A 15,144-nucleotide genomic window follows, 5' to 3' on the forward strand; every position below is an offset into this window, starting at 1 on the left:
TTAACAACGAATCAAATTATAAGAGCTCAGTTGTTTAACTGGGCTTTTTTTATATGCCAAACAAAATGCAAACAATAATAGCAGTAGATCAAAACAGCACTTTAAGCACGCGTGACAGGGGCTTAAATTACGGTGATGGCTTTTTTACAACCGCTAAGGTTGTTGATGGGCAAGTACAGTATTGGGCTCATCATAAAGCGCGTTTGATTGAATGCGCACAGCGCTTGGGTTTTCCTGAGTTAGACTTTAATAGCCTTGAAAATCAAATTGCTTTGCATATAAACGCTGCACCACTAAACGTGCTTAAAATACTTGTAACGCGAGGCGAAGGCGGACGTGGTTATGGGCTGCCAAGTGAGTGTAATGTCACTATTTTATTGAGTGTATTAGATTACCCTAGTAATTACGAAGCGCTTACTAAAAAGGGTGTAAATCTCGAAATAAGCCCGATTAAATTAGCGGCACAGCCATATTTAGCGGGCCTTAAAACATTAAACCGGCTTGAACAAGTGCTAGTTAAAAAAGCGATGCAAACGCAAAACTGTGACGATGTGTTAGTGCTTGATTACAATAACAATGTAATTGAAGCTTCAGCAGCTAATATTTTTGCGATTAAAAATAAGTGTGTGTTTACGCCATTGCTTGATGAGTGCGGAATAAAGGGCGTTTATCTACAATCGTTATGTGATAAATTGCCTGTTGAATTTAAACGCGTGAAAGTAGAAGATTTAACCCAAGCAGACGCTGTATTTTTGTGTAATAGCTTAATGGGAGCAGTACCTGTTAAACGTATTGAGCAACAGGTATTTAATACAGACGACAGCTACGCATTACTAACTAGATTATTAGCCAAGGAGGCTGAGTGTTAAAAGTTATTTTATCGGTACTTTTTTTAGCTGTTATAACCACTGCTATTGGTTACCAGCAATTACAAGCAACAATAAATAGCCCGCTAAAAGTAGCGCAAAACACACAATTTGAAGTTAAGCATGGCACTGGCTTTAATAAGTTATGTCAGCAGTGGCAAGCTAACAACTGGGTAGAGAGTTGCTGGCGTTATCAAGTAATTGCCAAATTAGATCCCACACTTACCGATTTAAAAGCGGGCCTTTACGAGCTAACAGATGATAGCGTTATCAACAACGTAAAAAAAATTAATCAAGGCCAGCAAATCAACTTTAGTTTTACCATAATTGAAGGGCAAAACTTACGTGAAGTACTAAGTGCTATTAAAAAAGCCGATAATTTACAAAACGATTTAAAAAGTGATGAACTAAGTACACAAATACTGGGTAATAATACGCACTTAGAAGGCTGGTTATTCCCCGACACTTACCACTATCATAATAACGATACTGCAAGCAGTGTATTAAAACGTGCAGCACAAAAAATGCAGCAAACGTTAGACGATGCTTGGCAGCAGCGCGCAGCTGAGCTCCCTTACAAAACAGCATACGAAGCACTTATAATGGCCTCAATTATTGAAAAAGAAACAGGCCTTGCCAGCGAGCGTCCGTTAATTGCATCAGCGTTTGTTAATCGATTAAACACCAATATGCGCTTACAGACCGATCCAACCGTAATATACGGATTAGGCGCTGATTTTGATGGCGATATTAAACGCAAAGATTTACGCGATTATACGCCTTACAATACGTATCGTATTAATGGTTTACCACCAACACCGATTGCAATGCCATCAAAAGCCGCTATTTTAGCTGCAGTTAATCCGCCACAAAGTGAATACGTTTACTTTGTATCAAAAGGCGATGGTAGCCACCAGTTTTCAACCACGTTAAAGCAGCATAACGCGGCAGTTAAAACGTATATATTAAATAAAAAGAATTAATTTTTATGAAATCAAAATTTATAGTAATAGAAGGGCTAGAAGGCGCGGGTAAATCAACCGCTATTTCGTTATGCCAAGACTTTTTAAACAAACAAAAAATAGACTTCATTAACGTCCGCGAACCTGGCGGCACACCGCTTGCTGAATCGCTTCGTACGCTTGTAAAAGCAGAGCACGAAGAAGAAATTGCCTTTGAAACCGAGTTGCTTATTATGTACGCAGCACGTTCGCAATTAATGCACAATGTTATTACCCCAGCGCTTGATAAAGGCCAATGGGTACTTGCCGATCGTCATGACTTATCGTCTCAGGCGTATCAAGGTGGTGGGCGTGGTATTAGCTCAAATACATTAGCTTCACTTTCGTCAATGGTATTAAAGGGCTTAAAGCCTGATTTAACTATTTACCTTGATATTGATCCAGTGATAGGCCTTGAACGTGCAAAAGGACGTGGTGAGCTTGACCGTATTGAACAAGAAGCCATTGAGTTTTTTCAGCGTACACGTATGCGTTATGTTGAACTTGCTAATGACGACAACACCATTAAAACGGTTGATGCAAACCAAAGTATTGATAAAGTACATCGCGATATAACCAATGTACTGCATTCATTTTTTGAAGGCCTAAAATAATATGCCATTGCCGTGGCTACATGATACCCAAGCACGTTTAGCGCAAAGTTATCGCGCAGAGCGTTTTCATCATGCGCAATTATTTTGTGGGCCTGTTGGCGTAGGTAAATTTGAGTTAAGTGATGAGCTTGGTAATGCTTTGTTATGCCAAAATATAGCTAAGCAGGTAGCTGCGCAAAACAGTATGCTAAAACCTTGCGGGCATTGTAAAAGCTGTTTACTTACTCTTGCGGGTACTCATCCCGACAAGCGTTTAACGCAAGTTGATGGGCAAAGCATAGGCGTAGATGATATACGCGGCATTAGTGATTTTATGAATCACTCAGCAGCGCAAAATGGTAATAAAGTAGCGATAATCGAAAATTGCGAAAAAATGACTACTGCAGCAGCTAACGCATTATTAAAAACACTTGAAGAGCCAACTAATAGCCGCTTTTTAATATTAACTACAAGTCAACCAGCACAGCTCCCTGCAACTATTTTAAGTCGATGCGCTAAAAGCGATGTAAAAATAACAAATACAGCACTTGCTCAGCAATGGCTAGAGACATTAGATATACCTAACTATAGTTGGTTAGCACTTTTTTATAACCAACCGCTGCAAGTAAAGCATTGGCAACAGCAAGACCAGCTAAAAAATATTGATACGCTGTATAAGTTTGCAACTGAGTTTAAACAAAGCCATAATTTCAAAGCGTTAGTCGATATAATAAATAAACAGCCTGAACTTGTTCGTATATTTACTTTGTTTTTAAGCGTGCAACTAAAGCAGCAATTACTGCAAGGTATGAGTTTTGACGCTTATCAAAGTGCGCAAAATGCATTAGGCGAGTTTTTACAAAATAACACACAAGTACTTGGCCTTAATTTACCGCTTGCTGTATCACGATTAGCATACACATTGCGAAATTCTTAAAAGGATTAATCATGCAAGAACTACTAGTAGACATAGACGATTTAGACGAGTTATACCGTTGTTATATGCCTTACTTAAAAAAAGGTGGCTTATTTGTACGCACTAATATGCGTTACGAAGCAGGGCATTCATTAGCGCTTAGAGTTACCTTGCCCGATGCCTTAGAAGATGATGTAGTAACAGGTAAAGTGTCGTGGATCACGCCACAAGGGGCACAAAGCTCTAACCCTCCAGGTATTGGTATTAGCTTTTTAGACGATAAAACAAACCTAAACGCTAAAATCGAAAAGCTACTTGGGACTATGTTAAACTCAGGCGATCAAACATATACCATGTAGTTATAGGGTCGGTTTTTCATTGAGATTAACGCCGCCCTATATTGGGTTCTTTTAATTGCTAACATAATAAATTAAAAGAACAAATTTAAACCCTGAACATAATACAGGCCTTATAGTGATTGTAGATTCTCATTGCCATTTAGATCGTCTTGATTTTGATAAATTAGACTTAAACCTTGACCAAGTTCTTGATAAAGCGCGTGCAAAGCAAATAGAGCACTTTTTATGTGTAAGCGTAACGCTTGATCAGTTTCCAAGCATGCTTGATAAAATTAAGCATTACGATGATGTTTCAGCCTCATGTGGTGTACATCCACTTGATCAAAAAGACGCCCTTAATAAACAGCAACTAATCGACTTAGCCTCACACGAAAAAGTCGTTGCTATTGGCGAAACGGGCCTTGATTACTACTATTCAAAAGATACTCATGCAGTGCAACAAGCCAGCTTTGTTGGGCATATTGAAGTGGCTAACGAATTACAAAAACCGTTAATTATTCATACTCGTGATGCCCGCGCCGACACCATTAATTTAATGCGCGAGCACAAGGCCGAAAACTGCGGTGGTGTACTACATTGTTTTACCGAAGACTGGGATATGGCTAAAAAAGCCATAGACATGGGTTTTTATATTTCTATTTCGGGCATTGTTACCTTTAAAAATGCTATTGAGCTAAAAGAAGTAGTAAAGCAAATACCGCTAGATAGATTATTAATAGAAACCGACTCGCCTTATTTAGCACCGGTGCCGTACCGTGGGCAAACAAACCAGCCAGCGTACGTAGAAGATGTAGCTTATTACATTAGCGAACTTAAAGGCATTAGCTTTAATGAACTTGCTAAAGCGACTACCGAAAACTTTTATTCTTTATTTAAATTAGCAGCTAAAGGCTAAATACATGATTACTCACACGGCAAACCTTCCTATTTTACTAATGGGGCCAATGGTGCGCCGTGCAGAGCAAACTGGAGTCTGTATTCAGTTTGCTACCTCCAAGCCTGCAAACTGCCAAATAAACTTATTAAATGTTGAGTGTTATAGCGATCAACATACTGTTTCTGTAGGCGAACATTTATACCTGCATTTCGTTATTATAAAGCCAATAGACAACAAACTCCCTGTCGATAGCTTATTAAGCTATGAGCTTGTAATTGACGATACAGCAATCGATTTATCGCCTTGGTGCTATAGCAATCAAACAACGCCTGCATTTGTGATTCCCGATAAACTCAGTGATATTTTGCATGGCTCGTGCCGTAATGCACATCACCCAGCAAAAGATAGCTTAGTGTCTGCAAGTCACTGGCAAAATACTCAGCGCGGTAATAATACTCAAGGCGCACAATTGCTATTACTGAGCGGTGACCAGGTTTACGCCGATGACGTAGCAGGCCCCATGTTATTAGCTATTCATCAGTTAATTAAAGCGTTAGGTATTTATAAAGAGCAACCACTTGCCATTGAGCTACCCGCCGACATAAATGAGCAACTTTATAATCGCCATTTGTTCTTACCAAAAACGCCTTGGCAAAAACGCTCAAAGTTAGGTGTTGGTTACTGGCTAAAAAAAGACGAACCTCACTTTTCAAGTGTAAAAGCCTACAATCACCTTATCCATTTTGAAGAATATATAGCACTTTATTTATTAAATTTTAGTGCTGCTGCTTGGCAATGCGTTGATATACAAAACACAACGTATTTAGGTCAAAGCGAGCAAAACAAAACTATTTTTAACGCTGAAAAAACAGCACTGATTGACTATGCAAAAGGCTTAACTGAAGTAGAGCGGTTGTTTGCCAATGTCTCTACATTAATGATGTTTGACGATCACGATGTAACTGACGATTGGAACCTCACCGCTGGGTGGGAGCAAGCTATAAATGAAAACCCAAGTAGTAAACGAATCATTAATAACGGCTTAATTAGTTATTGGCTTTTTCAGGGAATAGGGAACGATGCACTAAATAAAACAGGCGAGTTACTAACACCTTTTAAGCAAAGCCGTACTGCTAATAATTTATGGCAGTTTAAAGTATTTGATAAACCACTAAACGATTTTAGTTTTTGGCATTATGAGTTAACTACAACCCCTAAAGTAGTGGTGCTAGATACACGTACGCACCGTTGGCGAAATGAGCAAAACTTTAATGAGCCTTCAGGTCTACTTGATTGGGAGCGCCTCACAGAGCTTGAAGAAAGCCTACTAAGCCACGACCAAGTTATTATTGTATCGCCAGCCCCCGTGTTTGGTGTTAAATCAATAGAAGCCATTCAAGCCATGTTTAATATATGTGGTCAACCGCTCATGGTTGACGTAGAAAACTGGATGGCGCACGAAGGCTCAGCCAAAAAGCTACTCGATACATTTAGACGAACCGACACCCCAAACGAAACCCTTATTTTATCGGGAGACGTGCATTACTCATTTTGCTTTTCGGTGCAAAAGCGTTTTGGCGATCACCCCAATCGAATTTGGCAACTTACCGCCAGCGGTATTAAAAACGAGTTCCCGCGTAAATTAATAAACATACTCGATAAACTAGATTCAATTCTATACGGCCCCAAAAGCCCCTTAAACTTTTTTACCAAACGTTGGCATATGGAAGTAGATAAACACCAAACTATAGGTGAAGGGCAAAAATACTTAGTAAGCGACTCCGCTATTAGTTTAATAACATTAGAGCAAGGAAATTTAGCCCGCTATCAACTTATACACGGTGAAGGGCATTTAACCGAGTTTGATTTAGAAGAACAGTAATTCTTAATCAATAATTAAATAAATTAAAGGCCTATTTGCACAAAGAGAAGCGAAAGAGGAGTAAATGAGAAGACACAATGCCAATCAGAATACAGTTTCGGTGTTTATTTTCTTCTCTAAAAGCGCAGCGCCTCATAACCTCTTTGTGAATAAATCGCTTAAAAATTTAATGTACAGTTACTTATCCCCCTGTGTCAGGATAGTTAACCGTAAATTGAACCTTGGCGGTAGAAGCAGAGCTTGCTCGCGTGAGAAGCGCAGCTTCTAATCACTCTATATTAGATAATTACTTGCTTTGTATTTAACTATGCTCTTTTCGACTTCGTTTAGACGCAGGTAATTTATTACTTAAAATAGCCAAACATAAAATAGTCATAAACAACATTGAGTTTGCACCGGCTTGCAAAGAATAATCTACCAACGAGTGCAGCAGCATATCTATAATTGCAATGGCACAACCAAAGGCAACACCCTGAAACAGCGCTGTTTTACGTTTTCGCATAGTAGCAATACATAACCATAAACAATAAAGTATAAGTGAGCCCAGTGCGGCTGTAGTGGGTATCCCAAGCTCTACTGCAAACTGCACGTAATCGTTATGGGCGTTATCGTAGTAACCAGAATAAGGCTCAGACTGATACGCCGGAAACGCAGTATAAAATGTACCACCACCAGAGCCCAATAAAGGCTTATCTAAAATGAGGGGTATTGAATCACGAACAACTTCGTCGCGGGTTTCTGATGAAATACTGGTTTCGCTAATACGCTGTTTAACTTTTTCTACATCAAATATAGCGCCAATAATAATTAAATCGATTATAAAAAAACTAACTATAAGTAGTTTAAACGCTTTAGGTTTTTGCCTGTAAATAAAAAACGCGAGTAAGCTAACAACCATTAATGCAATAAAAAATGCCGAGTTACCCATACGGCTACGCGTTAAAATTAACGCAACAATAATAATAATTAACGAAATACGTAAAATTATTTTTGAGCTTAAAAGTATTTCAGCCCACGCACGAAGCGTTTGCTTTAATGTTTGTTTGTAATCGCTAGTAGAACGCTTTAATTCGCTAACTAAAACACCAATACCTAAACATAAACATAAAGCTAAAAAGTTAGCCAAAAAGTTAGAGTAAGTAAACGTGCCAATAGCACGGTCGGTATGTTTATAGCCAAATAACGGGCTAATTATATCTGGCGATAAATTTAAATAAGTCGCATATAAAGCTTGAAACACGCCGGCACTTATAATTGCATATATTAAATTTTTAATACGCTTTTCGCTATTGCAATAAATAAGCACAAGCCAACAAAATAAAATCATAAAACTTGTTTTAATAAGCATTTGTTTAGTTTGAAACGGGTCAACACTTACGGTAAATATTTGTACTGCGCATACGCCCGCAACTATACCGAGTACAGTAAATAAGGGCCAAGAATATAAAGGAGGGTATAAAGGGTGCTCGTTATTAATACTGCTGTAAACTAAATGGATAAAAAAGGTAGCACTAATTAATATCCCCATTGCTAAAATTGCCCAAGGGCGGTAACTACCTAATGGTAAGGGCAGCAAAAATAAAATTGCGCAGAGTAAAAAAAATATAAAACGATTCACAGGATTCTCTAAACTAAGAGCCTAAAAAGAAGGGCTAAAAAAATAAGCCATATAAAATAAAACGCAGCCAAAAGGCTGCGTTTTTATTATTTTATTAACGGTTAGTTACCGACTTCAGATATACCTTCATCGCCACCTGTGCCGCCGGCACCTTGTGGTACTGGAGTTGTTGGTAAAGTAACAATTACCGGGGCTACAGGAGTTGGAGCGCCACCTGGGCCAGCTGCTGTTGCTTCAGAGGCAACAGTGGCATCAACGCCAGCGGTAATAGCAGCAAGTGTAACGGTATCGCTGTCAACGCCAGCGGCTACAAGTGCAGCTAAAAAATCAGCAATAAGTGGGCTATCAGCACCAATAGCGTCTACAACTACAGTCATCATAGAATCAACTTGGGCAGCAGTACAATTTGTACATACGCCGTTAATAGCCGCTACTAAGTCTGCTTTAAGCTGATCTGGAGCTGTTTCAGCGGTTACGCTATTTAAAACGTTGACTAAATTAGTCATGCCTTCAGTTTGTACGACTGCATCAGTATCCGTTTGTGCATAACTTGGTAAAACTGTAAGTGCAGATGCACCAGCGATTAAGCTGGCCAATATAAATGATTTCATCTCTTGTCCCTTGGTAGAGTATTAATTACAAAATTTTAGCGCATCGGTGCAAAAAGTAAACTCTTTATTTGCGCCATTATCATTAGTTTTTATTATTTTGGTTGGCGGCATTATTAAATTGCCCTGTACGCCATCGCAACCTAAACCTTCAAGTACCTTTAAAGTTTCAGGTTTTTCAATTAAACAAGCTAAAACTTTAATACCAAAGCCATGACAAATATTATTAACTGTTTGAATAAAAAATTGGCTTTGGGTGTTATCTAATAAATCTTGAATATAGCTACCATCTATTTTTATATATTCAATATCTAACCCTTGTAAGTATCTAAACGAGGTTAAACTAGTGCCAAAGTGTTCAACACACACACTTATGCCAATATCTTTTATTGTATCTATATGTAAAGAGGCAACATGTACGTTATAAAGCAAGCTAATTTCATGCAATTCAAAAACCAAGTTTGTTTTAATAATTGGTTTAGTGTGAGCATAAAGAGTAAGCCATTCAATAAAGTCAGTTGAATACAACGAAGCTTTACTAATATTTAACGCAAATGTATCGTCTGGGTGTTGCTCTTTAACGTTTACAAAGTTACGAATTATTTTTTTGTCTAACTCTTCGGTTAAGTTAAGCTTTTCGGCCATAGCAAATAAATGGCCATTATTAACCTTTTCGCCTTCATGCGTAAAATGAGCAAACACCTCAAAGTAGCACTGCTTGTTTTCTGATTTAGTGCGCTTGACTGGCTGCACCGAAAAGCTAACCTCACCAGTAGCAATAATTGACTGAATAAGCGAACGCCACTCTTTAACACTAAACAAAGTATCTTTATCTACTTTATTTACAGCCGAATCGCCAATAGTACAGCCAGTATCAAGCGCCGAAAGCACACTCCCAATAGATGAGCCATTATCAACACTTACTAACGCTAAGTTAGCAAAACCATTTACGTGTAAGCTGTTTTTCTTTTTACTAAAGGCATCATTTATATCGAGGCGTGTTCTACTTAAAAATTGCATATCGAATGGGACTAAAGCAATAAAAGTACTACCGTTAAGTCTAAATATTTTAGAGTTGGTCAAAGCACCAAACACATTTTGCAAAGTAACGCTTACATCATGTACGTGCTCGTCACCATCTTGGTAACTTACAGTTTGGTTAATATTAGCAAGTGAGGGGAGAGTAACCATCATTGCAGTGATTGGAGTGTCGCTAGTAATGGTGTCAACCACTGAGTTAAAGTGGTTCTCAAACGAACGGCGGTTACCCAGCCCAGTGAGTGAGTCTACATATACTTCATCGGTAAGTGCTTGTGTTTGCTTTGTTAAAGAGTCGAAGGTGCTTTGTAGGTTCATTACCATATTATTTATGGCTTTAGTTACAGTACGCAGCTCGCGCGCAACAGGTATTTCGTCGTTTAATGTAAAGCGTTTACGCGTTACCAGGTGAGCTTGGTTCTCTACTGCTTTTAAAGGTTTAAATACAGCACGTAATATCAAATATGCTACAGCAAGCGACGCTACCAATAATAATAAAGAACCATAAAAGCTGCGTTTAGTATGTTCCCATAGCGTTAAATACGATTGCCCAACATGGCTTGTTACTTCAAGCACTCCAGCCATAATCCAGCCATTGTTTAATTCTGATTGCATAGTCGGGGCTTTAAGCTTTACTGCTGTAATAAACCAATTAGGTACAGACTCAACGCGTTTTGGGCTTGTTAGGTTAAATACCACGTTACTATCGGCGTTAGTAAATTTTATTTGTTTGTAATAACCTGAGTCGAAAATAGCGGTTGCCATGGTTTGAGCAATCATTAAGCTATCTTCTTCAAGGTAGGGTGAAATAGAAAGCCCTAAGCTTGTTGCTGTATCTTGCGCGTGGCTACCCATTTGTGTTTGTAAGTATTGGCGAGTGGTATCAACGTCAGTAATTACGCGTACAAAAAACGAAAGTACCGAAATCAATATAATAAGGCCATATACTTGGGTTTTTAAACTTAATCCATTTTTAAAAAGTCGAGACATAACTCGGTGTTCCTTTATCACTTTTGGCGGGCGCAAGCTCACCTTGTTCAATTCGCTCTAGCATGGTGTTCCAGGCAGAAACACCACGGCTATTTTTTACTTTATTGCCTAACCCTTTTGATTTGGCTAACCATAAACCTTGGCCATTAAAACTATATATAGGTGTTAAATCAGAGCGTTTATTAGCGGGCAGTAGTTTAGTATTAAAGTTACCTAAAACAAAGGGGATTTGATTAGGAGTTTCAATATATATAAGCACCATGTGAGGTTGATTAACTGTTTTTTGACGTACATACATTAAACGTACTTTATCTTCGGGTACGCCAAGCGCTATTAACGTAAAGTATTTGGCAATTACGTAGTCTTCACAATCACCCATACCCACGCCTAAGCTTTCAAGCGGGGTAGCCCAATAATCTTTTTGGTGCCAAAGCTCATCATCGGTTTTGTATTTAATGTGCTTATTAAAAAAGTCATTCACTAAATGGATTTTTTGCCATTCACTTTTGTCAGCCGATTCATCTATAAAACTTAGCCAGTTTTTAATGCGTTTGTGGCCCTCATCACCATACTGTTTTTGAGCGCGCGCAATTATATCGCTATTGCGTAAATACAAAAGCATATCTTGTGCGCATACAAAAAAAGACACTAATAATAAAATGCAAAACCCTAAACGCACAAATGTTCCTTTAAGTCTGTTTTTCCAAATAACCAAACAAGCTAAGCCTAGTATAGTATTGCTAGCTTTGAAAAGGTAGATCACCAAAAAGTATGGGAGTACTAGAATAGTGTGATGAAATCGAATTTCATGCAACATAAATTTAACAAAAAAACAATCAAAAAGTACTCTTTAATTATTGAGTGCATTATTGTGTTGTGTATAATAGCAATCTCACACGGCATGTGAAGCGCTTGAAAAGGGATTTTAGCTTAGTAATTTCTTTTTTTGTTGTTTAGCAAAATAATGAAAGGAATTAAAGTGAAAGTTTTAAAAGCAGTTTTACCTGTAGCTGGCCTTGGTACACGCATGTTACCAGCCACTAAAGCTATCCCTAAAGAAATGCTCTCTCTGGTAGATAAACCTTTAATTCAATACGTAGTTAACGAAGCTGTAGCAGCAGGCATTAAAGAAATTGTGCTTGTTACACACGCTTCAAAAAACTCAATCGAAAATCACTTTGATACAAGCTTTGAGCTAGAAGCCACACTAGAAGCACGCGTAAAACGTAGCCTGCTAGAAGAGGTTCGCTCAATAGTACCAACCGATGTAACGGTAATTTCTGTGCGTCAATCAGCACCACTAGGCTTAGGCCACGCGGTATTAGCAGCGCGTCCAATTGTTGGTAATAACCCATTTGCGATAATGCTACCCGATGTAATTATCGATAAATATAAATCAAATTCAAAAACTGACAATTTAAGCCAAATGATCGACCGATTCGATAAAACAGGCTACAACCAAGTAATGGTAGAGCCCGTACCGCAAGAACAAGTGCATCAATATGGTGTGGTTGATTTAGCCGGTAAAAAAATAAATGCAGGCGAAAATGCTGCAATTAAAAACATGGTCGAAAAACCTAATAACGACGAAGCGCCAAGTAATTTAGCTATTACAGGGCGCTATGTTGTATCTACCGCTATTTGGGATTTACTTGAGTACACCCCACCAGGTGCGGGCGGTGAAATACAGCTTACTGATGCATTATTACAATTACGCCATTTGGAAACTCTAGAAGCATACCATCTAAGAGGTAAGTCACATGATTGTGGTTCGAAGCTAGGTTATATGCTTGCTAATGTCGAATATGCAATGCAATCGAGTCAAATGGGTCAGGAATTTACCCAGCAAGTTAAAAAGCTATTTGCTGTAAGCAACTAATAGATTGAATTATTCAAATTAAGGAAAGTCATGGCTATTAAGATATTGAGCATATTTGGTACGCGTCCTGAGGCTATTAAAATGGCGCCATTGGTAAAAGCATTAAACTTAGCTGATGGTATTGAAGCTAAAGTATGCGTTACCGCGCAGCATAGAGAAATGCTAGACCAAGTTTTAGACTTATTCGAAATTGTACCAGAATACGACTTAAACATAATGAAGCCAGGCCAAAGCTTATACGATGTAACTACAAACATCCTTTTAGGTTTAAAACCTATTTTGGAAGAGTTTAAGCCAGACCTAATACTTGTTCATGGCGATACAAGTACAACACTTTCAGCAAGCCTTGCTGCATTTTATCAACAAATTCCGGTAGGGCATGTAGAAGCAGGCTTACGCACAGGTAATTTAGCATCTCCTTGGCCAGAAGAAGGAAATCGTAAATTAACAGGTGCAATTACAAAACTTCACTTTGCACCAACCGATACTTCACAGCAAAACTTACTTAACGAAGGTGTTAATTTAAGCGACATAGTTATAACGGGTAACACCGTAATAGATGCACTATTACAAGTTGTTGATAAAGTAAAAACAGATGAAGTATTAATAAGTACACTAAAAGCAAAGTTTCCAGAATTAGACGAAAGTAAAAAGTTAATTTTAGTAACAGGCCACAGACGAGAAAGTTTTGGTGGTGGTTTTGAACGTATTTGCGAAGCACTAGCAGAAATAGCACTTGCACATCCAGAGGCGCAAGTACTTTACCCTATGCATTTAAACCCAAATGTACGTGAGCCTGTAAATCGTATTTTAAAAGACGTTAAAAACGTACAGCTTATAGAACCTCAAGACTACTTGCCATTTGTATACCTGATGAGTAAAGCCCACATAATAGTAACTGACTCAGGCGGCGTACAAGAAGAAGCGCCAAGCTTAGGTAAACCTGTTTTAGTAATGCGCGATACAACTGAGCGCCCAGAAGCAGTTGCTGCAGGCACAGTTAAATTAGTAGGCACCGATAAAAATCGAATTATAGATGAAGTTAAAAACCTACTAACAAATCAAGCTGATTACCAAACAATGAGCCGAGCTCATAACCCATATGGTGATGGTAAAGCATGTGAGCGTATTATTTCAAAAATTAAACAACACTTTAACGTGCAATAAAAAGTTTTTTAAAGGATTTTGTAATGACAATTAAAACAGTATCAGTAGTAGGTTTAGGCTACATAGGGTTACCAACAGCAGCTGTAATAGCCTCAAGAGGGATTAACGTTATTGGTTTAGATGTAAATCAAAAAGCGGTTGATACAATTAATGCTGGTGAAATACATATTGTAGAGCCTGATTTAGATATTATTGTACGCGGTGTTGTTTCTACAGGTAACTTACGAGCAACAACGGTTCCAGAAAAAGCTGATGTATTTATGGTTGCAGTACCAACACCATTTATCCATAGCGAAAGCGGTGATCATAAAGCAGATCTAAGCTACATAGAATCTGCAGCTAAAACTATTGCCCCAGTACTCGAAAAAGGCAATTTAGTCATTTTAGAATCAACCTCACCAGTAGGTGCAACAGAGCAGCTAGCACAATGGCTAAGTGAAGCTCGCCCTGATTTATCGTTCCCGCAAGATAAAGGCGATGCAGCCGACATTAACGTCGCACATTGCCCTGAACGCGTATTACCAGGTTATGTACTACAAGAACTGGTATCTAACGACCGTGTTATCGGTGGGATGAGTAAAACGTGTAGCGAAAAAGCAGTAAAATTATATGAAACATTTGTGCGTGGTGAATGCATCGTAACAAACGCACGTACAGCTGAAATGGCAAAACTAACAGAGAATTCATTTCGTGATGTAAACATAGCATTTGCTAATGAATTATCTGTAATTTGTGACAAGCTTAAAATTAACGTATGGGAATTAGTTAAATTAGCTAATCGCCACCCTCGCGTAAATATACTTAACCCAGGCCCGGGTGTAGGCGGGCATTGTATTGCTGTTGACCCTTGGTTTATTGTTGCTAGCTGCCCAGACGAAGCAAAAATAATTAAACAAGCGCGTTTAACAAATGATGCAAAACCGCATTACGTAATAAATAAAATAGCAAAAGCCGCCGACGAATTTAAACGCCCAGTAATAGCGTGCCTAGGTTTAGCATTTAAAGCTGACATTGACGACTTGCGTGAAAGTCCTGCTCTTCAAATAGTACAAGAGCTAGCTATACAAAATGTAGGTAAAATTTTAGCTGTAGAACCTAATATACAAGAACTACCTGAAAAGCTTTCATCAAAAGGTGTAGAGCTTACAACATTAGAAACCGCACTAGAGCAAGCAAATATAATAGTAGTGCTAGTAGATCACAAGCAATTTAAAGCAGCAGATAAAACAGAGTTTGCTTCAAAAGTTGTTATAGATACGCGCGGGATAATGTAAGTTAATATGATTACCAGTAAGTTAAATGAAAGTAATATATATGGATGCTCTTCATGCAATTTAAGTCTTTTATTAA

General features: G+C 38.4%; 14 protein-coding genes. 10 read left to right on the forward strand and 4 right to left on the reverse strand.

Annotated features, from left to right (window positions below):
* The first annotated feature begins 53 nt into the window (after positions 1–53).
* The 7 genes from pabC to I6F54_RS02055 all read left to right on the forward strand — a co-directional run bounded on the left by pabC (position 54) and on the right by I6F54_RS02055 (position 6,494).
* Positions 54–869 (forward strand): aminodeoxychorismate lyase, encoded by an 816-nt coding sequence (gene pabC, locus I6F54_RS02025; protein ID WP_197139469.1) that lies wholly within the window; start codon positions 54–56, stop codon positions 867–869.
* Positions 863–1,849: an endolytic transglycosylase MltG gene (gene mltG / locus I6F54_RS02030; RefSeq protein ID WP_197139470.1), complete on the forward strand. Its 987-nt coding sequence runs from the start codon at positions 863–865 to the stop codon at positions 1,847–1,849. The genes pabC and mltG overlap by 7 nt, the downstream gene beginning before the upstream one ends.
* 5 nt (positions 1,850–1,854) lie before the next feature.
* On the forward strand, positions 1,855–2,481 hold the full coding sequence (gene tmk / locus I6F54_RS02035; protein WP_007585737.1) for a dTMP kinase: 627 nt from the start codon (positions 1,855–1,857) through the stop codon (positions 2,479–2,481).
* A gap of 1 nt (position 2,482) precedes the next feature.
* Positions 2,483–3,397, forward strand: a complete 915-nt coding sequence (locus I6F54_RS02040; protein WP_024590369.1) for a DNA polymerase III subunit — start codon at positions 2,483–2,485, stop codon at positions 3,395–3,397.
* A gap of 11 nt (positions 3,398–3,408) precedes the next feature.
* A complete protein-coding gene (locus I6F54_RS02045; RefSeq protein ID WP_002962367.1) occupies positions 3,409–3,735 on the forward strand; it encodes a PilZ domain-containing protein in 327 nt (108 codons plus the stop codon).
* A 115-nt stretch (positions 3,736–3,850) separates the two neighbouring features.
* Positions 3,851–4,630: a TatD family hydrolase gene (locus I6F54_RS02050; RefSeq protein WP_007585741.1), complete on the forward strand. Its 780-nt coding sequence runs from the start codon at positions 3,851–3,853 to the stop codon at positions 4,628–4,630.
* 4 nt (positions 4,631–4,634) lie between these two features.
* Positions 4,635–6,494, forward strand: coding sequence for an alkaline phosphatase D family protein (locus I6F54_RS02055; RefSeq protein ID WP_197139471.1), 1,860 nt, complete (start codon positions 4,635–4,637; stop codon positions 6,492–6,494).
* A gap of 301 nt (positions 6,495–6,795) precedes the next feature.
* Here the strand turns inward: I6F54_RS02055 and I6F54_RS02060 are convergent, their stop codons facing one another.
* The 4 genes from I6F54_RS02060 to I6F54_RS02075 form a co-directional block, all read right to left on the reverse strand.
* Positions 6,796–8,112: an O-antigen ligase family protein gene (locus I6F54_RS02060; RefSeq protein WP_197139472.1), complete on the reverse strand. Its 1,317-nt coding sequence runs from the start codon at positions 8,110–8,112 to the stop codon at positions 6,796–6,798.
* 101 nt (positions 8,113–8,213) lie between these two features.
* Positions 8,214–8,723 carry a hypothetical protein gene (locus I6F54_RS02065; protein ID WP_165727333.1) on the reverse strand — a complete coding sequence of 170 codons (510 nt, stop codon included), beginning with the start codon at positions 8,721–8,723 and terminating at the stop codon, positions 8,214–8,216.
* A 21-nt stretch (positions 8,724–8,744) separates the two neighbouring features.
* Positions 8,745–10,748 (reverse strand): bifunctional diguanylate cyclase/phosphodiesterase, encoded by a 2,004-nt coding sequence (locus I6F54_RS02070; protein ID WP_197119779.1) that lies wholly within the window; start codon positions 10,746–10,748, stop codon positions 8,745–8,747.
* Positions 10,732–11,427 (reverse strand): transglutaminase-like cysteine peptidase, encoded by a 696-nt coding sequence (locus I6F54_RS02075; RefSeq protein ID WP_197119778.1) that lies wholly within the window; start codon positions 11,425–11,427, stop codon positions 10,732–10,734. Before I6F54_RS02075 ends, I6F54_RS02070 begins: the two co-directional genes overlap by 17 nt.
* A 300-nt stretch (positions 11,428–11,727) precedes the next feature.
* On the opposite strand from I6F54_RS02075, the gene galU reads away from it, so the two are divergent.
* From galU to wecC, 3 genes are read left to right on the forward strand one after another with little or no spacing between them, the layout of a single operon-like run.
* On the forward strand, positions 11,728–12,627 hold the full coding sequence (gene galU / locus I6F54_RS02080; protein WP_197119777.1) for a UTP--glucose-1-phosphate uridylyltransferase GalU: 900 nt from the start codon (positions 11,728–11,730) through the stop codon (positions 12,625–12,627).
* A 30-nt stretch (positions 12,628–12,657) separates the two neighbouring features.
* A complete protein-coding gene (wecB, locus tag I6F54_RS02085; RefSeq protein WP_197119776.1) occupies positions 12,658–13,794 on the forward strand; it encodes a non-hydrolyzing UDP-N-acetylglucosamine 2-epimerase in 1,137 nt (378 codons plus the stop codon).
* Between the two features lie 23 nt (positions 13,795–13,817).
* On the forward strand, positions 13,818–15,068 hold the full coding sequence (wecC, locus tag I6F54_RS02090) for a UDP-N-acetyl-D-mannosamine dehydrogenase (RefSeq protein ID WP_010554186.1): 1,251 nt from the start codon (positions 13,818–13,820) through the stop codon (positions 15,066–15,068).
* The last annotated feature ends 76 nt before the right edge of the window (positions 15,069–15,144 follow it).

Origin of the sequence: Pseudoalteromonas sp. SWXJZ10B, assembly GCF_015864475.1 — a bacterium.
Lineage (GTDB): Bacteria > Pseudomonadota > Gammaproteobacteria > Enterobacterales > Alteromonadaceae > Pseudoalteromonas > Pseudoalteromonas arctica.

What these genes read in the sequence shown, in the direction of transcription:
- I6F54_RS02045 (WP_002962367.1), top strand. Translation starts at nt 3,409, where the DNA reads ATGCAAGAACTACTAGTAGACATAGACGATTTAGACGAGTTATACCGT.
- I6F54_RS02040 (WP_024590369.1), top strand. Translation starts at nt 2,483, where the DNA reads ATGCCATTGCCGTGGCTACATGATACCCAAGCACGTTTAGCGCAAAGT.
- wecC (WP_010554186.1), top strand. Translation starts at nt 13,818, where the DNA reads ATGACAATTAAAACAGTATCAGTAGTAGGTTTAGGCTACATAGGGTTA.
- pabC (WP_197139469.1), top strand. Translation starts at nt 54, where the DNA reads ATGCCAAACAAAATGCAAACAATAATAGCAGTAGATCAAAACAGCACT.
- wecB (WP_197119776.1), top strand. Translation starts at nt 12,658, where the DNA reads ATGGCTATTAAGATATTGAGCATATTTGGTACGCGTCCTGAGGCTATT.
- I6F54_RS02070 (WP_197119779.1), bottom strand. Translation starts at nt 10,748, where the DNA reads ATGTCTCGACTTTTTAAAAATGGATTAAGTTTAAAAACCCAAGTATAT.
- I6F54_RS02055 (WP_197139471.1), top strand. Translation starts at nt 4,635, where the DNA reads ATGATTACTCACACGGCAAACCTTCCTATTTTACTAATGGGGCCAATG.
- I6F54_RS02065 (WP_165727333.1), bottom strand. Translation starts at nt 8,723, where the DNA reads ATGAAATCATTTATATTGGCCAGCTTAATCGCTGGTGCATCTGCACTT.
- tmk (WP_007585737.1), top strand. Translation starts at nt 1,855, where the DNA reads ATGAAATCAAAATTTATAGTAATAGAAGGGCTAGAAGGCGCGGGTAAA.